At 63.0% G+C, this 19,876-nt stretch carries 14 protein-coding genes and 1 pseudogene; 10 read left to right on the top strand and 5 right to left on the bottom strand.

Annotated elements, in window-relative coordinates:
* The first annotated feature begins 280 nt into the window (after window positions 1-280).
* Window positions 281-478, top strand: coding sequence for a hypothetical protein (locus AC1MFL_RS17485; RefSeq protein WP_479811477.1), 198 nt, complete (start codon window positions 281-283; stop codon window positions 476-478).
* Window positions 479-577: 99 nt separating this feature from the next.
* Here AC1MFL_RS17485 and AC1MFL_RS17480 read toward each other — a convergent pair whose 3' ends face one another.
* Window positions 578-907, bottom strand: coding sequence for a helix-turn-helix domain-containing protein (locus tag AC1MFL_RS17480; protein ID WP_479815545.1), 330 nt, complete (start codon window positions 905-907; stop codon window positions 578-580).
* Between the two features lie 93 nt (window positions 908-1,000).
* Complete coding sequence (locus AC1MFL_RS17475) at window positions 1,001-1,225, bottom strand: transposase (protein ID WP_479811475.1); 225 nt, start codon at window positions 1,223-1,225, stop codon at window positions 1,001-1,003.
* Window positions 1,226-1,650: 425 nt separating this feature from the next.
* On the opposite strand from AC1MFL_RS17475, the gene AC1MFL_RS17470 reads away from it, so the two are divergent.
* From AC1MFL_RS17470 to istB, 5 genes and pseudogenes are all read left to right on the top strand, one after another.
* Window positions 1,651-2,847 (top strand): DUF805 domain-containing protein, encoded by a 1,197-nt coding sequence (locus tag AC1MFL_RS17470; RefSeq protein ID WP_479811473.1) that lies wholly within the window; start codon window positions 1,651-1,653, stop codon window positions 2,845-2,847.
* A gap of 244 nt (window positions 2,848-3,091) precedes the next feature.
* Window positions 3,092-4,780 (top strand): hypothetical protein, encoded by a 1,689-nt coding sequence (locus AC1MFL_RS17465; RefSeq protein ID WP_479811471.1) that lies wholly within the window; start codon window positions 3,092-3,094, stop codon window positions 4,778-4,780.
* 159 nt (window positions 4,781-4,939) lie between these two features.
* Window positions 4,940-6,790, top strand: coding sequence for a hypothetical protein (locus AC1MFL_RS17460; protein ID WP_479811469.1), 1,851 nt, complete (start codon window positions 4,940-4,942; stop codon window positions 6,788-6,790).
* A 257-nt stretch (window positions 6,791-7,047) separates the two neighbouring features.
* A pseudogene (istA, locus tag AC1MFL_RS17455) lies at window positions 7,048-8,588 on the top strand (IS21 family transposase).
* Complete coding sequence (gene istB / locus AC1MFL_RS17450) at window positions 8,585-9,364, top strand: IS21-like element helper ATPase IstB (RefSeq protein WP_479811467.1); 780 nt, start codon at window positions 8,585-8,587, stop codon at window positions 9,362-9,364. The pseudogene istA and the gene istB overlap by 4 nt, the downstream one beginning before the upstream one ends.
* 203 nt (window positions 9,365-9,567) lie before the next feature.
* On the opposite strand, the gene AC1MFL_RS17445 is transcribed toward istB, so the two are convergent.
* The 3 genes from AC1MFL_RS17445 to AC1MFL_RS17435 all read right to left on the bottom strand — a co-directional run bounded on the left by AC1MFL_RS17445 (window position 9,568) and on the right by AC1MFL_RS17435 (window position 11,420).
* On the bottom strand, window positions 9,568-9,927 hold the full coding sequence (locus tag AC1MFL_RS17445; protein WP_479811465.1) for a DUF898 family protein: 360 nt from the start codon (window positions 9,925-9,927) through the stop codon (window positions 9,568-9,570).
* A gap of 131 nt (window positions 9,928-10,058) precedes the next feature.
* Window positions 10,059-10,718, bottom strand: coding sequence for a DUF4352 domain-containing protein (locus tag AC1MFL_RS17440; protein ID WP_479811463.1), 660 nt, complete (start codon window positions 10,716-10,718; stop codon window positions 10,059-10,061).
* Between the two features lie 45 nt (window positions 10,719-10,763).
* Complete coding sequence (locus AC1MFL_RS17435) at window positions 10,764-11,420, bottom strand: hypothetical protein (RefSeq protein WP_479811461.1); 657 nt, start codon at window positions 11,418-11,420, stop codon at window positions 10,764-10,766.
* 237 nt (window positions 11,421-11,657) lie between these two features.
* Here AC1MFL_RS17435 and AC1MFL_RS17430 point away from each other — a divergent pair, with 237 nt between their 5' ends.
* From AC1MFL_RS17430 to AC1MFL_RS17415, 4 genes are all read left to right on the top strand, one after another.
* Window positions 11,658-13,721, top strand: a complete 2,064-nt coding sequence (locus AC1MFL_RS17430; RefSeq protein ID WP_479811459.1) for a hypothetical protein — start codon at window positions 11,658-11,660, stop codon at window positions 13,719-13,721.
* The gene (locus AC1MFL_RS17425; RefSeq protein WP_479811457.1) at window positions 13,721-15,349 is read left to right on the top strand and encodes a class I SAM-dependent DNA methyltransferase; all 1,629 of its coding nucleotides are present in this window, start codon (window positions 13,721-13,723) and stop codon (window positions 15,347-15,349) included. Before AC1MFL_RS17430 ends, AC1MFL_RS17425 begins: the two co-directional genes overlap by 1 nt.
* A complete protein-coding gene (locus AC1MFL_RS17420; RefSeq protein ID WP_479811455.1) occupies window positions 15,346-16,566 on the top strand; it encodes a restriction endonuclease subunit S in 1,221 nt (406 codons plus the stop codon). Before AC1MFL_RS17425 ends, AC1MFL_RS17420 begins: the two co-directional genes overlap by 4 nt.
* Window positions 16,567-16,632: 66 nt before the next feature.
* Entirely contained in the window at window positions 16,633-19,860 is a 3,228-nt protein-coding gene (locus AC1MFL_RS17415; protein WP_479811453.1) for a type I restriction endonuclease subunit R, read from the top strand.
* The last annotated feature ends 16 nt before the right edge of the window (window positions 19,861-19,876 follow it).

Below are 19,876 nucleotides of genomic sequence, written 5' to 3'. Positions count from 1 at the left end.
TGCGAGCCGTTAATTGCTGCTTTTGAACTGCGTAGTCACTAAGACTCTTGACTTCGCTCTTTCCGGTCAAGTAGAACTTACTCCATTGCTTGCCCTGCTGGGATGGGTCTGCGACGTCACAAGGTAATCCTGATGGCTGCCCCTACTACCCTCGGTCTCCTTCGGAAGTAACAAAGCGAGTTCTAAACCCGGGGCCGAGAGGCATGCCCCTGCACCTAAATCCTCTGGTGGTGAGCCCCAATGAGATACCTTCTGCCACTCTCAATCAAAGGAGGACATCATGTCCTGGAACCAGCTCGAAATGACTAACGGCGACAAGTATCGAGTCTTGGTCGAATTCAACGAACTAGTGGAACGCGTTGATAGCGCCCTCAAGGAAGGGGGCCTAATAACGCTCCCCATGGGAATCAAGGAGCCTGGAAATCCGGTAACCCTCAATCCGCAACATGTGGTCAGCGTGATTGAGGGCATGTACTGAACAGCAGTTTGATACCATGGTGCTCCCCCGGCGGTTGTCTAAAGGGTTCATGAAAATGTTGACTCTGTAGTACTGCGGCAAGATAGAGGCCAAGGTGGGTTATGGCAGTGCGACTCGTGCTCGATCGGGGTGCGGGAGTCGAGCCCGGAATGGGGGCGTTGGCGATGATAGCAAATCCCGCCATCGCGTTGACCATTTGCGGTGCACGAGGTCATCGCCAGTGGCGATGCCTCGCAGGCGTTTGACCTTGGCGGGCCCATGAAGGCCGGCAGTTCCGGCCGGGGCCATCAGCTCCGCGACCAGATGCCCGCTGACGCGCACGTCCATGCCCCGTGTCAGTTCGGCATGTATCCGGCGGGATCCATGGGTGCCGCGGCTGGCGGTGTGGACCTCCCTGATGAGTCCGGTCAGCGGCCACTGCCTGCGCATCCGGATCGGTGACATAGTAGTAGGCCTGTCTGGAGAAATTCAGTACCCGGCGGGACACCGCGACGGGACGTAGGTGGGTGCCCGGCAGCCAGTTCACGGACCAGCGGGTACATCATTTTTTGGATTGATGTCCCAGGGCAGATAGGCAATGGCACGGCGCATGACTTCGGCCTGCTGCTCCAGGAGCCGGATACACTTGCTGGCCTCCCGCAGCTTCGCCGAATCATCGGGCGCCCCGCCGGATTTCACGCCGTCTTCCCTGTTGGCGATCTTCATCCAGCGCTGCATGGCAGCAGGTGAAACACCGAAGTCCTTCACGACCCGGGTGATGGGCGCTTCGCCCTTCTGGGCGACCGCAGCGACATCGCGGCGGAGCTCTTCGGGAAAGCTCTGGGCATAATGAACATCCTTCCACCCGCAAGGATCAAATCCTCACAGGCAAAGTGTCAATGAAACATTCAGCAGACCCGAATATCGGCGTCGTAGAAAGCCAATCGACGACTCTGTAGCCGGCGCAGCAAGCAGGCGACCACCTCTACCTTTGGTACACGCTTTTCGAACGCATCCCATCTGGCAACATGGTGGGCCCTCCCTCGCGGCGAGACGGCCGTGATGCTCTAGGCATTTGCTTGCTGTAAGCGCAGAATGGGTGGACGCCTCCGGGCCCTGCTCTTCTGGGGAAACGCTGGGTGGCGCGCATCGGTCTCGAAACCAGAAGTCCGCTTTTCTTCGGAGGAGAGAAAATGACACTTCGAGAAGCCGTTTCAGCGTGCCTGTCCAACTATGCAACATTTGCTGGTCGAGCCAGACGGTCAGAATTCTGGATGTCAGGTTTGGCGTTCTTCCTGGCACTCATGGCGTGGGGCATCCTGATCGCGATAACAGGATGGGACCTCATCAGATTCCTCGCCGTTATCTTCATGTTGGCCTGTTTCTTGCCGCTTTTGGCCGTGCAGGTCCGGCGTCTCCACGACGTTGGCCGCTCGGGTTGGTGGCTGTTCATCAGAGCCGTGCCACTCGTCGGGGACATCGTCATATTCGTGTTCTCTTGCACCGACAGCCAGCCGTTTAACAACAGTTACGGCCCACCACCCAAGCCCATTCCCTACCTTAATATGCCCGAGGCAGGTCCGCTGCCTCCAGTCGCGCCACCAGTCGGTGAATCAGATCGTCCCTTCTATCAGGCACGCCGAAAGACGGCACTGGAAGCGTCGGGCAGGCAACCTTACGAATCGGGTGAGCCAAAGCTCGATTCCCACAAGGTTGAAGACGATTTCGCTGACTCGTCAGGGCAGAAACCGCCTCCAAGTCGCGAGCCAAAGCCGGCTTTCAGCTTATCCACGATGAGCCGGAAGACTACCGGGATCGCCGCCGGAAGCCTCGTCTTCGCGGTTCTCCTCCTCGGCATCTTTCTAGGTGAAAACTCGTGGAAACCCTCGATGCAGGACTCAGTCCAGTCTGCTTCCCCGGCCACACCTCCGGTCGCGGCGCCCGCGCTGACGCCGGAGACACCCGCCCAGCAGGCCACCGCCAGCCCGGCGCAATCACTCCGGGCCCCTGTACCGGCGCCACAACCGGCAACGCAAGCCGCGACACCACAGCCCGGTGACCTTGGACTTACGTCGCCTTTGCGGCCTGTTGACTGTGGAGGAAGATTCGCTGTCTTCTACCACTCGTCCATAACGCCATCGAGCTATGCACAGGACATACAAGCCAACCTTGCAAGCCACCCCGGGTCCAAATACCTGCTCACCCTCGGCAGTTGCTCGTCCCTGTACCAGATGTCCAACACGGGAACGATGATCTACGCCGTATACGGAGGACCGTTCGATACTTTGGCACAGGCATGTGTAGCGGCTTCACGGTTTCCCGATGAGGCTTATGTCAAGGTCCTGGACAACACGACGGCGCCCGATCAGTCCATTCGTCCGTGCTCATGATTAGCACAAGACTCGGAGCCGGCGCCCGGGGACCGTCTCCGGCAGCCAGCCTTTGGTTCCGCGTGGTTTGCCTTCTGGCGGTGGCGAGCATGACGGCGCTGACGGGCTGCACCGGGTCCCCCCGAGACAACCTCCTACCGACACGCGAACTTCAATGCCTGACCCCGTCCGCGCACAGGTAAGTTTTCCCGGAAGCTCCAACGGGCTGTCCGCGACCGCGACGAGTCAGCCTCAAACACCAGACATGACGGCCGCAGTTCCAGCCGGCTCATCCCTGGAAAAGGCTGTTGATCTCGAAATGGGCAACGGAACATTCCCTTCCTCCGGTGCCATGCTGACCTTCACCATTGACCAACCCGTACCCGCCGACAAGACACCGTTCATCGCCCGTTGGGACACTCAGAACCTCACATGGATTCCCCTGGCGAGCGACACGTCCCCGGACCGGACCACAGTCACTGCCAAGCTGGAGCACTTTTCCACCTACGGGCTGTTCGACATCCTGAGCAACGGCATCGGAAAACTCGTCGGCGTCCGGACGACACGACCGGAATGCCCGAATGCACCGCCGGCCTGGGACGACAAGTCAGCCCCCCAGTTCTATGACGACATCAACGGGCCGGTTTTGTGGTGCGCGACAGCGGACCCCGCAAACCCGGACGACCTTGAAATCAAGCTCAAGTTGAACCGCGGCGCCGCCGCCTCGATCACAACGGCCGTCAAGCCTGTATGGGCCGAAAGTGACCTGTGGCAGAGCGACACTCCCGAAACCTGGGCGACCATGGTCCTGAGCGGTCCGGATGCGCTGATCCCAAGCCCTGATACGTACTTCATCCAGCCCACCGGCGAGTACTCGTTCCGCTTCAACAAAAACGATTTGCTCAACTTTTGGCACACTAATCGAACCAAACCGCTCATCGAGGTCGACGCAACAGTTCCGTATGTTCTCGCCGGGCTGCTGTACACCCAGGTCTCGGACGCTTCAGTCGCCCCGGCGCTGTCCCTCGTAACGACGTCCATGGCACTGACCCAATGCTCATCAGAGATGATCAATGGGGGCGTGGATCTGGTGTTGTCCAGTTCATCCCTGAAGTCTGAAGCCTCGGAGCTACCGGGATTGATGGGAACGCTTGCATCGTGTCTGTCCGGCCAAAGCGATTCCGTGGCGCAGGCCGCCGCCAAGTTTTGGGCGACCAGGAATCCGACATCGACCATCGCAGAAATCGAGAAGAAAGCCCACCTTGCTGCGAAAAGCATCTTGGTCGCGGCCCAGATCTACGCAGCAGTGCAAGTGTTGGCTCCTGTTGCCGATGCACTCACTGATCTGCTGCTCGACCCGGTTGCGCGGCAATTCGTTTTCCAGCCCAGCGACCAAGCCCTCAAGGCCTTCCTTGGCCCGACTCCAGCAGACCTAGGCGCAGTGGAGGCGCCCCCCATGTGCACACGACCGCGAGGACAACTCGTCAACGGTGAGCTCACCATCCCCAAGACCCCGGGAGGACCAGACCCAGGCTTCACCATGCTTCAAAAGAACAGCGACGGAAGTTATCTTCGTGCAGTGGGGAACTCATCCACCAACACCCAGGGGCTCACAGCTCTAGTGTTTCAGTGCAGCAAAGGCGGAGTGGCGTGGCCCGCGACCGTGGCATTCTACTCAAATTATGGTCAGCATCTTCAGCTGGCGGGTTGGTTCGACCTCTCTGAACTTGACCATAAGGAACATTCGGATGTGGATGCCATTAGCTTCGAAGACCAGGCCCTGAGAGTGAGTTGGCGTACCAACCCAGACGGGGAACCGGGGGCCTGCGTTGTGGTTCACAAGACAGGTCGCTTGAGCACTAAGCCAATCCCTGGTGTCGTTCCGAGCCTGTCTTTGACGCCCGAGGATGTCCACGTTGTTTCTCAAGATACGTGCTCGCCTGCTGGGCACTAGTCCCCCACGTTGCCATTGCGCAGGCCCGTGATTTGGAAGGACTCACGCAGCATCGCGTAGTCGTAGCTTGAGCCGGCCAGCCCGGCAGCTTTCCGCCCCAATTGTAGAGGCCCGCCCATGAAACGCCGTCGCATTCCCCGAGCAGCTACTTTCGTAGCCTTGTTCACCTCCATCGGTCTCGCGCTGACATCGTGCGAGCCCTCCCCCGTGAAGCCGTCGGGTGGCGGCACCGTCGTCTCAGAGAATGGTGCTGAAGTCACGATGGCCGGCACGAAGATTGTTGTGCCCGCCGGGGCGGCACCCGCAGGAACCCACGTGGAGGCTTCTGTCGATGACAGCCACCAGGTTGAATCCGGTGGGGCACAACTGAAACCCCTTGCGAAGCCCTTGAAAATCAAACTCGGGGATGGCCTCCAACCGTCTAAGCCCATAATGGTCACCATTCCCGTAGACAGGGCGCAGTTGGTCGGAGAACAGACCCAGAATACCGGTACGACAATCGCCATGGCGATGCAGTCCGACGGTGCGGACAAGCCCGACCTTGTGGCGGCAGCATGGGACCAGAATGCCGGGACGGTCACAGCCCAAGTACCGCATCTGTCCAGGATATGGCCGGTACAACTTGATCTGACTGCACTCGTAAAGGGTGCCCGGGACAGCCTTAGCGAGGTCTGGAACATCCAATCCCCGAAACCGGATTGCGCAGACAAACCCGTCACCATCCGGGGCGCCACCTACACCGCCATTTCCCCGCCTGCGGCTTGGCTTTGCCTCGGAGAGGCAAACGGTTCGCTCGTCATAACCGCGGCACCAAACTCCCCCGTCCCGTTCTTGGTTTCCTCAACTCCAGCGGCAACGGCGAGCAACCAGGCGGAGTTGTCAGCCGCAACAGTGGCCTCGCTGGATCTGGCGCATTTACTCCAGTTCACACAGCCGGGCCAGGCCGTCCTAGTGCCTGGTGCCACTGCCACCTTCACCCTCAGCCCGCCGATGTCGGATGTGAAGGTCCATTTCAATCAGTATTACGTCATGCTTTTCGTCGGAGTCCTGATGAAGGTGCTGGAGTTAGTTAGTTCGATTGCAGGAACCTTACCGGCGACAGGGAGAGCCATGCTTGACGCGGTTGGCAACGCCAAATGCCTGCAGACTGTCTTCCAGACCGCTCAGGGAGGTAACGCGCAGCAGATGGCTACCGGTCTTCTCACGTCCTTTTTCGACTGCGCGGCAACGGTCACAGGAGCTGTATTCGCGGCTGCCGCAGACACATATGCTTTTAGAGCCTTCCAGGTCGTTCTGGCGCTTCTTACCGCAGCGCCCGAAGCGCTGGCCGGCATCGTTCTGATAGCGGCTAATGGCATTATGCAGCAGTTCAATATTGCGCCAGCCGCCAGCTTTGATGCGACAATCGTCACCTCTGCGCCCGTCCTCGCAATCCCTCCCCAAGGCAGCAACTTCTCGACAACCCTCACCGGTGGCGCGACGATGAGCGGCCCTTCCTCTCACGCGATCAACGTCAGCATGCGCCTGCCGGAAGGGTGGGTGGTGCTTCCCGACAGGGGTTTTTACAACGAAGAAGTGAAGGTCGTGAACGCCCAGGGAGAGTCGCGGCTCACGCTTCAGTTCCGCGACGACAACTTGGAAGGCGCCTGCGCCCCCGTTCCATACAAACTGCTCGAGGAAGAGCGGGTCAGCCTTCGCGGAATCGCTCCCGCACCTGCGAACACGCACGCTGCGATCGTCTCGGAGCTATTTGCTAGGGGCCAGTACAACCCCCAGGACTTCCCCTTCATGCTGTACGTCATGCTGGCCGGTGACGCGCCCGATACCCCGGGCGCGACCGGGGAGGACTGCCCCGGGCGAAGTCATTTCAGGGTCGGCACCGTAGTCGGTCTCATGACCCAGTCACTGGGGTTCAATTCGGAACAGGAAGTCGGAGCTTTCATGTCCGGTCCCAACTTTCAGAAGCTCAAGGACACGATGGCGTCGCTGAGAATCGCCTTGATCAAGTAGGGAATCGATCCCCCGCACCTCGGCTAGTTTGAGCTTCGACAACATACGGCCCGGCCACCGACCGTCAAATGATCCTGGCGGTATCCAAGAAACTCTTGAAGCTGACCAGGTTGTTAGCGGCCATGAAAACTGCCCGTCGGTGGCCATGAGATCTGCCCACTTCCTTACTGAACCCTGACGCTTAAGCGGCGGGAGCCTCTCCCCGGTGTTTGATGACGGTGTCTAGTCGCACCAAAGTCGCCCGGGAAGAGGCCCTAATGAAGTTTGACGGAGAAATCATGGAAATACTTGCTGCGTATGATCTGACCGGATCGTTGCGCGCCGCCGCGGAACTCCCGGCTGCTCGCACCACACGGTGGCCAGGCACGTCGCTGCCCGCGACGCCGGCCAGCCGATCGCCGAACCGGTCTACCGGGGCCGGGTCACCGATGCGTTCCTGCCCAAGATCGAGGAATGGATCGAGGCCTCCAAGGGCAAAATCCGCGCCGACAAAGCCCACGAGAAACTCCAGGCCCTCGGCTACGAGGGCTCGGAGCGCTCAACCCGCCGGGCCGTCGCGCAGGTCCGCGCGGCCTGGCGGCTGGGCCATGTCCGGGTGCACCGGCCCTGGATCACGGAACCGGGCATGTGGCTTCAGTACGATTTCGGCGACGGGCCCGTGATCGAGGGGAAGAAGACCGTTTTGTTCGTGGCCTGGCTGGCGTGGTCCCGCTTCAGGATCGTGATCGCGCTGCGGGACCGGACGGCGCCGAGCGTGTTCGCCGCGCTGGACCGCAGCTTCCGTGTCATCGGCGGTGCCCCAACGTATGTATTGACCGATAACGAGAAGACCGTGACGGTGTCCCATGTCGCCGGGGTCCCGGTGCGCAACCAGCAGACGGTCGACTTCGCCCGCCACTACGGGGTGACGGTGTTGACCTGCCAGCCCGCGGACCCGGCCTCCAAGGGCGGCGTGGAGTCCTCGGTGAAACTCGCCAAGGCCGACATCGTGCCCAAGAACACCAACCTGCGTGCCGAATACGCTTCCTTCGCCGAGATCGAAGCGGCCTGCCAGACGTTCATGGACGAGGTCAACACCCGTGAGCACCGGGCCACCCGCCGCAAACCCGCCGCGATGCTCACCGAGGAGGCACCGCGGTTGCACCGGATCCCGGACACCGCGCACACCGTCGCGTTCGGGCTCTCCCGCACCGTTCCGGGGAACACGCCGATGGTCACCTTCGAGAATGGACAGTACTCCGTTCCGGCGTATCTGCTCGGCGCACGGGTGTTCGTCCGGGCCCACGGCGCCGGAGCCGACGAACAGGTCATCATCGTCCACCACGGCAGCCAAGGGCCGGTGGAAGTCGCCCGGCACCGGCGCGCCCGCCCGGGCAGCCCTGCGATCAATGACGCCCACTTCCCAGACCATAGGCCCAGGATCCCGGGTGAGTACACGGCGAAAGCCAGGACGGCCGCGGAAGCGGAGTTCCTTCGCATCGGGGCCGGTGCCCGCACCTGGCTGCTTGAGGCCGCAGCGGCGGGCACGGCCCGGATGAACGTGAAGATGGCCGAAGCGGTCGCCCTGGCCAAGATCGCCGGGCAGTCCGAAGTCGATCAGGCCCTCGGGACCGCGGCCATCCATGGCCGCTTCGCGAACAAGGACCTGGCCTCGATCCTGAACGCCGCAAGCACCCGCACCACCACCCATGCCGCAGGGGAAATCCGGTCCCTGACCCAGGGCACCGCCGGGTGGGCGGCGATTGGCCGACCACCCGTTGCCGCCCGTGTTGACGGCGCCCTGGAGGAAAGCGCATGAGCCCGGTCCCGACCACGGCACCCGTGCTGGCGCCGGAGCTGGAGGCGCTGATGCGGCAGTTGAAGATGCCTCATGCGCGGGCGTTGGCGCCGGAACTGATCGCGACCGCGCGCGCCCAGCGCTGGGAACCGGCCGAGGTCATCAAAGCCCTCTTCGTCGAGGAAGTCGCCGGCCGGTCCCGGTCCATGCTCGCCACCAGGCGCAAGGCCGCGGGCTTCCCGACCGGGAAGACCTTCGACACCTGGGACCCTGCTGCCTCCTCGATCCCCGCCCCGACGCAGCAGGCGCTGCGGACGCTGGAATGGATCGGGCGGAAGGAAAACGTCGTGATCTGCGGCCCCTCCGGGACGGGCAAAACATTCTTCCTCGAAGCCCTCGGCCAGCAAGCCGTCGAGGCCGGTATGCGGGTCGTGTGGTTCCGGCTCGAGGACCTCGGCGCTCTCATGCGAGCCCACCGCTCCGATGACAGCGTCACCAAAGTCGTCGCCCGGATCCTGCGCGCAGATTTAGTGGTGGTCGATGACATAGGACTCTTGCCGGCCGGCACCGACGCCGCCGAGGGCCTCTACCGCCTCGTCGACGCCGCCTACGAGAAACGCTCCATCGCGGTCTCCTCAAACCTGCACCCCGCCGGCTTTGACGAACTCATGCCCAAAACCCTCGCCACAGCAACCGTCGACCGGCTGCTGCACCACGCGCACGTCTGCCAAACCTCAGGAGAATCGATCCGCCTCAGCCAGGCCCTGGCCGGAAAAGGAGCCACCCCAATGAACTAAACCAACACCCCGACATGGCCAACGCCACCGAACACCCGGTGGGCAGATCTCCTGGCCATGACCGGGCAGTTTTCATGGCCACCAGCGGGCATTTTTGCTGGCCGTCCATGGGCACGAACTATTGGCCATTGACACCGGGTGCGATGGCCTTGGTCTGCGCAAGAAAAAGCCCTGCACCCCGAAGGGTGCAGGGCCGCTTCTGTCTACGCGAAGACGGTCTTTTCGACCTTCCACTGCATCAGCCTCGGGTAAACCCAGAAGGTGTAGATGCCAAGCGTGATGATGCTCAGGAGCGCCCATTTGATCCACAGCCCGAAGATGCCCCACCCCGTGCCGACGAACTGAAGCTGCCGGCCGTGAAGATATGTGTTCTTCGCCCGCCAACGCTCCACAAGGACCAAGGCGAACGGGTAGCAGATCCCAATGGTGCAGATCGTAATCAGGACGCCGAGGATCTGCGTGCCGAACCAGGAAGCAGCCCCGCCACGGAACTCATAGATCTGTACCCCAGGGACGGCCCCGGCGCCGGTGGCCACCATGGTTCCGGCTTCTGCGACGGGCATCTGCCCATACGCCGAAACGTGCTCTTTGTTGATGCCCAAGGAATCCCCCAATAGATAACGCGAAAGTGAACAGTTGAAACTGTAAGCGTCCCGAGGGAGCCGGGCACCCCTTACACGGCTCCTCAGCCGCACTACCCCGGAATCTGGATCCGAGCGGCTTCCTGCATCAGCGGCGTGGAGATCATCACTGTCGAAGCACCGGGCGCGATATCGAACGCGATGAATCCCCGAGTCTTGTCACCCGGTAGAACGTCACCGGAGCCAAGCTGGTTGTCCGCGAAGAGGCTCAGATCGGCCTTGCGCCCGTTGGAGTCCTTGGCCGAGAAGTAGAACGGGTTGGAGCTGGTCTTGCCTGTCTCCGTTTCCCACAGGACGTCCAGGAGCAGGTAACTGCCACTCTTTGGTGCCGTGGCGAAAGCCGTGGTGGTGACAGCGTCCGTGCGGACGGCAGAGACAATAGTGATCTTCGCGACGTTGCCGTTGCCCATCTTGACGCTGAACGGAGCGCCGACGGCGGGTCCGGCCGGCGCCGCCGGTGGAGCGGCGGGGGCAGCCGGCGCAGCGGCCGGTACAGCGGCTGCCGAAGAAGCGGGTGCTGTTGCCGCAGGAGCCGAGGCCGCGGCCGGGGTGGCATCGCTGGCCTGCTTGGAGCCTCCGGAGCACGAGCCCAAGGCGATGCCAAGCACCAGGACACCTGCAGGAATGAGGAAACGCTTCTTCTTGAAGAACGGCCGCGGCTGAGGCGCAGCCATCGCAGCGGTCAAGGGCTGTTCCGAAACTTCGTGAGACATTAGGTGCCTTTCTTAGGTAAATGAATGATGTGAAGCGTGGGGCTGTTACTGCTTTTCCCACTTGCCGCAGCGGCTGGACTTGAAGTCCTGCCCGCCGGCGAGCGCAACTGAGGGCCGGCCGCCGCCGGGGAGATCGTTGTCGATAATGTTGCTGCCGTTGCTACCGGTCGCGTAGATACCCCAGTAGCAGGAGGAGCCGACGTCGGCAGTGGCCCGGTAGGTGCCGGCCTCGATGTCCTTGCCCACTGTCCAGGTGCCGTCGGCGATGGTGTTGGCTGCCTTGGTTTTCTCGGCGCCGGTCACCGCCTCTTCGCGCTTCTTGACGACCGCATCAGCACTCTTCACGGCTGCATCTGCCTTGCCGACCTCTGCTTCGCGTGCCGTGACCTTCGCCTCGCGGGCGGCCATGCCGTTCTGCAGAGTGTCGTACTTGGACTTCATCGACTCGTAGCTGGACTTGACCGAGTCGCGGTCCGACTCCACGGACGCCTTCTCCCCGACCAGTGCCACGTAGGCGTCGCTGGACTTCGGGTCCGGCAGCGTCGTGCCGATACCGACACCGCCGGCCAACAGCGCCAGAACAGCCACCGCCGGGAGGACCCTCTTCTTCCTGACAGGCTTTGCCGCGACCGACGACGGCTGCGCTTGCCCAACCTCATCGAGCTGCGGCTCGCCCGCCTGGTTGATATCAGTGTTCGGCATGATCTCTTCCTCTGTTCATGGGTAGCTGCTGAGCGGCGGCGGGAAACCGATCCCCCAATGCGTGGTTCCCCGCCGCCGTCGCAGCACCGGACGATTCCTCCGTAGCTGCAGAATCGAAGCTACGGCGCCTCCGGAATAACAGGACGAACGAAGACTGATAACCCCCCTTATCAGCACTTCACCGGAATAGTCGCCGCGCACCGCTAGGCTGGGGGTCGACGTCGAAAGGAGGCGCAAATGACCCAAGCAGAAGCCCTGCGCATGACCCTTTCGGACGTGGCCGCGCTGGCGCAGGTCCAGCGCCCTGTCGTTTCGATGTGGCGTAAACGCAGCGCCGGGTCGGCTCATCCGTTTCCCGGGCCCGCGGCGCTGGAAGGCGGCCGTGAACTCTTCGACGCCGACCAGGTTGCCCGATGGTTGGAGGCAACCGGACGAGGCAACAACCAGGATGCCGTGAAAGACGCCGCCGCCTTCGCCCGGATGCCCGGCACGGCCGCCAGCGGCGTCGAGGGAAACACCCTTGCCGCTCTCACGGCCCTGCTGACGCTCAAGGCCATGACAGGAGTAGCGATTGGGCCACTGAGCCCGGATGACCTGCTGGATCTTGCAGACGAGTGTGATCCTGACGATCTGTTCCTGTACTCAGAGCTGGAGTCCCAGGGCGCGTCGCTCGCTTCCACGGCAGCGTTCGCTGATCGGCTGGTGGACAGTGCTTACAACGCGCCGGCCGCCTTTGAACAGCTGCTTGCCGCACGGTTCCGGGCGGGGCTTCGGGAGCACTCGGATACCGCCCTTACCGACTCCGCGGTTGGACTGATTTCCGCTGCTGCCGTCGAGCTGGCCGCGACGCTCGGCGGGAACCCCGTGTTTGCCGACTCCACCCGCGGCGGCAGCGATCTCCTGATGGGCGTTGTGCACGCTTCCGGCGAGGGTTCCCCAGTCACTTTTCTGACCGCGGACGACGACGGCGGAGCCGGCCGCCTCGTGCGTCGCCGCCTGCGCGTGCATGGTGTGGACTCCGGACAGATCCGCGTCGAGGCCAGTGGCGAGTTCGCCGTGCAGGGAGCCGTGGTCCATGTGGCGCAGTACCCATCACCCGGCGAACCCGGCATGGACGCACCACAGGTCCTAGCGGCGGTTGAACAACTCGTCCTACAGATGGACGACCATCAGCGGGCGGTCATCATCGCCCCGGCCCGTGTTCTCTGCGATGCTCCGCTGGCCGCCGGGGCGGGAGGTCTCCGTTCCGGGCTGCTACGTACCGGCCGGGTACGCGCCATCGTGCGGCTGCCCCAAGGACTGCTGCGCTCCAAGCCACGCGAGGCACAGGCGCTGTGGGTGCTGGGACCGTCTTTCGCTGAGGTGCCCATTGCCGACCGCTGGACCATGGTGGCGGATCTCAACGCCCACGACCTCACCGAGGACGTCCGGCAGGACCTGGTCAGCGACATTGTGGCCTCCATGGGAACCAGCGCCACGGTGCGCGCCCACTCCTTCCGATTCGCCCGTCTGGTACAGACCCGCCTCCTGCTGGCCAGCAGGAAGTCCCTGGCGGCAGCCCAATCCCCGGCTTCGCCGCCGAGTTCAAGCGGCGCGGAGAATGCCCTTCGGGTGGAGGAACTTGTGCGCCTGCTGCAGACCGGCGACTCCGGACAAGCCGGTGCCGTGAAGGTACTGGCCGCAGATCCGGACACGAAGTCTTCGCCCACCTCCGTCGAGGAACTGATCGCCGTCGGCAACCTCAAATACATCAAAGGGAACCGGATCGAGGATGCGGATCTGGCGCCAAGCGGGGGGACTCAAGTACTCGGGCCGGCGGAGCTGCTCGACCCGCACACCGCCACACCCCGCCACATCAGCCTTCTGGACTTCGCCGCCAGCTATCCCGCGAGCCGCCTCACCGAGCCCGGCGACGTCGTCTTTTGCACCAGCCCGAGGCCCGCCGCACTGGTGGACATGCAAGGCGGCTCCGCCGTCGTATTCCCCGCCCGAGTGCTGCGGATCGACGCCGGGGACCCCGGCGGGCTACTGGCCGACGTCGTCGTCGCGGACATCAACAAGCTCTCCGCAGCGGACAAGACCTGGCGCCAGTGGCGCCTGCGCCGCGTCCCGGATGCCCAACGGAAGAAACTGACCGGTTCCCTGGCCCGGCTGCAACACGAACAGCAGCAAGCCCGCGAACGCCTCAAGCGGCTCGAAGAACTCGCTACCCTGATTACGGACGGCGTAGCGGGCGGAAGCCTCACCCTGATAAACCCCAGCAGTAAGCTCGCCGAACCACAGACCGAAGGAATTCAGTAATGCCCCCGAAATTGAAGGTGGACCTCGCCCCGTCCACGATGAAGGAACTCAAGGACACCCTCTGGAAGGCCGCGGACAAACTGCGCGGCTCCATGGATGCCTCCCAGTACAAGGACGTGATCCTGGGCCTGGTGTTCCTCAAGTACGTGTCGGACGCCTTCGAGGAACGCCGCGGGCAGATCCAGGCCGAGCTGGAGGCGGACGGGCTCAACGAGGAACAGATCGCCCAGCTGATCGACGACGTCGACGAGTACACCGGCCGCGGCGTGTTCTGGGTCTCCGAACGGGCCCGCTGGACCTATCTGGCCGACAACGCCAAGGGCCTGCCGGCGATGGACGGCGCCGAACCCAAGTCCATTGGCCAGCTCATTGATGAAGCTATGGAACTCATCATGGCCGACAACAAGAGCCTCGCCGCCACACTCCCCCGCATCTACAACCGCGACAACGTGGACCAGCGCCGCCTCGGCGAGCTGCTCGACCTGTTCAACTCGGCTCGCTTCACCGGCCAGGGCGCCAGCAAGGCCCGCGACCTGCTCGGCGAGGTCTACGAGTACTTCCTGGAGAAGTTCGCCAAGGCCGAGGGCAAGCGCGGCGGCGAGTTCTACACCCCGGCCGGCGTGGTCCGCGTCCTGGTCGAAGTCCTGGAACCGCACCGCGGGCGGGTGTACGACCCGTGCTGCGGCTCGGGCGGCATGTTCGTCCAGGCCGAGAAGTTCCTCGCAGCCCACAACATGGAGGGCTCGGACATCTCCGTCTACGGCCAGGAGCTCAACGAGCGCACCTGGCGGATGGCCAAGATGAACCTCGCCATCCACGGCCTCAACGCCAACCTCGCCACCCGCTGGGGCGACACCTTCGCCCGGGACCAGCACCCCGAACTGACGGGCAACAACGGCGCGGACTTCATCATGGCCAACCCGCCCTTCAACATCAAGGACTGGGCCCGCTCCGAATCCGACCCCCGCTGGAAGTACGGCGTGCCCCCGGCCGGAAACGCCAACTACGCCTGGATCCAGCACATCATCTCCAAACTTGCACCCGGCGGCAGCGCCGGCGTGGTCATGGCCAACGGCTCCATGTCCTCCAACTCCGGCGGCGAGGGCGACATCCGCGCCCAGCTCGTGGAGGCGGACCTGGTCTCCTGCATGGTAGCCCTGCCCACCCAGCTCTTCCGCAGCACCGGCATTCCGGTGTGCACCTGGTTCTTCGCGAAGGACAAGACCGCCGGCAAGAACGGCTCCATGGACCGCACCGGGCAGGTGCTCTTCATCGACGCCCGGAACCTCGGCTACATGGTGGACCGCGCCGAGCGCGCACTGTCCGACGAAGACATCGCCAAGATCGCCAACACGTACCACGCCTGGCGCGGCACCGAGTCGGCGGTTGAGGCCGGATTGACGTACGAGGACGAAACCGGCTTCTGCTATTCGGCCACCCTCGCGGAGGTCAAGGCTACGGACTACGCGCTAACGCCGGGCCGTTACGTTGGAGCCGCCGACGTTGAGGACGACGGCGAACCGATCGAGGAGAAGATCGCGCGGCTGTCCAAAGAACTGTTCGACCAGTTCGAGGAATCCGAACGGCTTGCTGCTGTTGTGCGGGCGCAGCTCGGGAGGATCTTGTGAGTCTCGAGACTGTCACGATTGCCGACATCGCAGCGCCGGATAAGCGTTCGATAGCTATCGGGCCATTTGGGTCAAGCCTCAAAGCGGATTTGTATGTCCCATCAGGAGTTCCCGTTGTTCGCGGCCAGAACATCAAAGACGGCGGGGAAATAGACGAGTCCGACTTGGTCTTTGTTGCGCCTGAAACGGCGGCTCGGTTTCCCGCTTGCTTGGTGAACGAGGGAGATCTAATTTTCCCTCATCGTGGAGCCATCGGTCGCGTTGGCATCGTTGGAAAACGGCAGATGCTGTTGTCCTCCAGCATGATGAAGCTGACGGTCGATCAACTCAAAGTGGATCCGCGCTTCGTTTTCTACTACTTCCGCGGACCGGGTCAGCGCGAGCTCTTGATGCGCGCGTCGACAGTGGGAACGCCTGGCATCGGGCAACCCCTAACTTCACTCCGCGGAATATCAATCCAAGTGCCCGAATTGAGCCAGCAGCGGGCTATCGCCGAGGTACTAGGTGCCATCGACGACAAGATCGCCGCCAACAACAAGTTGGCAGGTACTACTGAGCGACTGGTCGCGGCCGAGTACCAGCGGCTCATCAGGCACGTGCCCCCTTCAGAACGAACGTTTGGCGATACTGCGAAGGTGAGCGGTGGTGGCACACCGAGTACTTCGGTACCGGAATTCTGGAACGGCGATGTCCTGTGGGCTACACCGACGGATGTAACAGGGCTTCCGGGTCCCTACTTGTCCAGCACTTCCCGCCGGATCTCGGACGCAGGTCTCAATGCATGTGCTTCCGAGTTGTACCCGGCAGGCGCGATTCTTATGACGTCGCGAGCGACCATCGGGGCGTTTGCGCTGGCGCAAGAGCCGATGGCCGTAAATCAAGGATTCATCGTCGTGCAGCCAAATGACCCAGAACTCCGTTTCTGGTTCTTCCACGAAATGCAGAGCCGCGTGGATGAATTCATTTCGTTGGCAAACGGCGCGACATTCCTCGAGTTGAGCCGCGGTAATTTCAAGAAGTTCAAAGTACGGCTTGCCGAGCCCCACGTCATGAAGGAGTTTGTCGCCGTGGCGGAGCCACTTCATATGGCAGCTGCCAATGCACTGTCGGAAAACACGAAATTGGCCAACACACGCGACGTAGTCCTGCCCCAGCTCATGTCCGGCAATCTGCGGGTCAAGGATGCCGGAAGAGTGCTGGCGGACGCCGGTGTATGAGGTCGGACGAGCTGATCTGAGGCAGTGTCTCCGACCTCGAAGCAGGATTTGCGCACACATTTCAACATGACATCCGGTCAATCAGGGGGAACCACCGTGACAGCAGCACCCGCAGTAGCCTTTTCCGAAGCTGACTGGGAAGGCATGGCATTAGACCGTTTGGCCGAGCCCCTCGGCTGGCGGCCAACTACCGGGCAGAACATCGCGCCCGGCAGGGGCGAGCGGGATACCTGGGACGAGTTGCTGATCCGGCCGAGGCTGCTCGCGGCCCTGCAGCGGTTCAACCCGACCGTTCCGGCCCAGTACCTGCAACAGGCTGTCTCGGAAGTCGCCTCGCCCAAGTCTAACGACGCGATCACCGAGAACCACCGCATCCACAAGTACCTCGTGGACGGATACCGGCTCAGCTACATCGACTCGGACGGCAACGAGGCCAATCCCACCATCCACCTGCTCAGCGCCGACCCGGACCAGAACGATTGGCTCGCTGTCAACCAGGTCACGCTGGTGCAGGGCGATTACAAACGCCGCTTCGACGTCGTGCTCTACTGCAACGGCATGCCGGTGAGCGTCATCGAGCTAAAGAAGGCCGGCAGCGCCACGGCCGACGTCGCCTCCGCGCACGCCCAGCTGCAAACCTACCTGCGCGAGTTCCCCATGGCGTTCCGCTTCTGCGTGTTCACGCTCGCCTCGGACGGGATCCAGGCCAAGTACGGCACGCCGTTCACTCCCCTCAACCACTTCTCGCCTTGGAACGTGGACGACGACGGCGTGCCCGTCGTGCCCGGGTATATGGAGGACGGCGAAGCTGTGACGGCGCTGGAGACTTCGCTTCAGGGTCTCTACAACCAGGAGCGGTTCCTTCAGCTGGTCCGCAACTTCACCGCGTTTGATGAAGGATCGGACGGGCTGACCAAGCGCATCGCGAAGCCACACCAGTACTTCGCCGTGACAAAGGCAGTCGGAAGCACCGTCCAGGCGGTGGAAAGCAACGGCAAAGCCGGCGTCGTCTGGCACACACAAGGTTCGGGTAAGTCCATGGAAATGGAGCTGTACGCCAACCTGGTGGCGCGGCACCCCAAGCTGAAGAACCCCACCGTCGTCGTTATCACAGACCGCAACGAACTCGACGGCCAGCTGTTCGAGGGCTTCGATCGCAGCCTGTTGCTGGCAGAGTCCCCCAAGCAGATCAAGAAACGCTCCGAGCTCCGGGATGAACTGAGCAATCGCACCACCGGTGGCATCTACTTCACCACCCTGCAGAAGTTCGGCCGCAGCAAGTCGGAGAAGGACGCCGGCGCCGAGCACCCGCTGCTGTCCGACCGGCGCAACATCATCGTGGTGGTGGACGAGGCGCACCGCTCGCACTATGACGACTTGGACGGTTACGCCCGGCACCTCCGCGATGCCCTGCCGCACGCGACTCTGATCGCGTTCACCGGGACACCGATCTCGTTCGATGACCGCAACACCCAAGACGTGTTCGGCGAATACATCGACATCTACGACCTCTCCCGGGCGGTGGAGGACGGCGCCACCGTGCCGGTGTACTTCGAACCGAGGCTGATCAAGGTGGCGCTCGCTTCGGACGTCACGGAGGAGATCCTGGACCAGGCCGCCGACGAGGCCACCCTGGGGCTGGACGAAACCGAGCGGGCGCGCATCGAGGCGAGCGTCGCCGTCGTGAACGCCGTCTACGGTGCGCCGCAGCGTATCGCGGCGCTGGCCGCCGACCTGGTGGCGCACTGGGAGAACCGCAGCGCCCGGATGGGCAAGTTTATCGAGGCGCCGGGCAAGGCCATGATCGTGGGCGGGACCCGGGAAATCTGCGCGAAGCTCTACACGGCCATCGTGGAGCTGCGGCCGGACTGGCACTCTGATGACCTGGCCAAGGGCAAGATCAAGGTGGTCTACTCCGGGACCGCGTCCGACGTGCCGCCGGTCTCCGACCATGTACGTCGCGACTCGCTGAATGCCACTGTGAAGGAACGGCTCAAGGACGTGGACGACGAGCTGGAGCTGGTGATCGTCAAGGACATGATGCTTACCGGCTTCGACGCCCCGCCGCTGCACACCCTGTACCTGGACCGGCCGCTCAAAGGCGCGCTGCTGATGCAGACCCTGGCCAGGGTGAACCGCACCTTCCGTGGCAAGGAGGACGGGCTGCTGGTGGCGTACGCGCCGCTGGCGGAGAACCTGGCCAGGGCTTTGGGCGAGTACACGCAGTCAGACCAAGCGAACAAGCCGGTGGGCCGCGATGTCGACGAAGCGGTAGGCGCCGCCCTTGGGCTGGTGGAGACCCTGCGGGGGCTGCTCGCCGGCTACGACTGGAAGGGCGTGCTGATGAAGGGCGGACCGAAGGCGTTTGTGTCCGCCGCGACGGGGGCAGCCAACTACCTGCGCAGCCCGGAGACGCCCGGAAACCAGACCGCCGAAGGCGAGGAGACGCTGGCCTCGAAGTACCGGCGATTCTCCAGCCAGCTCTCCCGGGCGTGGGCGCTGTGCTCGGGGTCAGAAACCCTGGCGGAGCTGCGGCCGGAGATCCAGGTTTACGAAGAGACCCGGGTGTACATGGCCAAGTTCGACGCCGCTGACCGGCAGGCCAGCGGCGAGCCGGTGCCGGAAGAAATCCAGAGGTTGCTGGGCAATCTGATCGCTACCGCAACGTCTTCGGGCGAGGTCCTGGACATCTACGAGGCCGCCGGCATGCCGAAGCCGTCGCTGGATGACCTGACGCCGGAGTTCATTGCCAAGACCCAACAGGCACGGAACCCGCAGCTGGCCATCGAGGCGCTGCGGAAGCTCATCGCCGATGAGTCGGCTAAGACGACTCGCAACAACGTGATCCGCCAGCGCGCCTTCTCAGAGCGGATCACCGAGCTGATGAAGAAGTACACCAATCAGCAGCTCACGTCGGCGGAGGTCATCGCTGAGCTGGTGGAGCTTGCCCGGGAGGTCGCCGCAGAAGGCAACCGTGGTGCGCAGTTCACTCCCCCGCTGAATACAGACGAACTAGCCTTCTACGACGCTGTGGCTTCGAATGAATCGGCCGTCGAAGTCCAGGGGGAAGGCATCCTGGCTGACATTGCCCGCGAGCTGGTGTCCGTCATGCGGCGGGACGTGCGCACCGACTGGACCGTACGTGATGATGTTCGGGCCAAGCTGCGGTCCTCGATCAAGCGGCTCCTGGTCCGATTCGGATACCCGCCGGACAAGCAGCCCGAGGCCATCAAGCTGGTCATGGAGCAGATGGAATCCATGGCGCCAAGGTTTGCCGAGGCGCGCGCCGTCTAACGTCTTGTGTCTACAA

The sequence above is a fragment of the Arthrobacter sp. BG3 genome, assembly GCF_056680185.1.
Note: the sequence above shows the minus strand (reverse complement) of the source record. Positions and strands in the feature narration are given on the sequence as shown.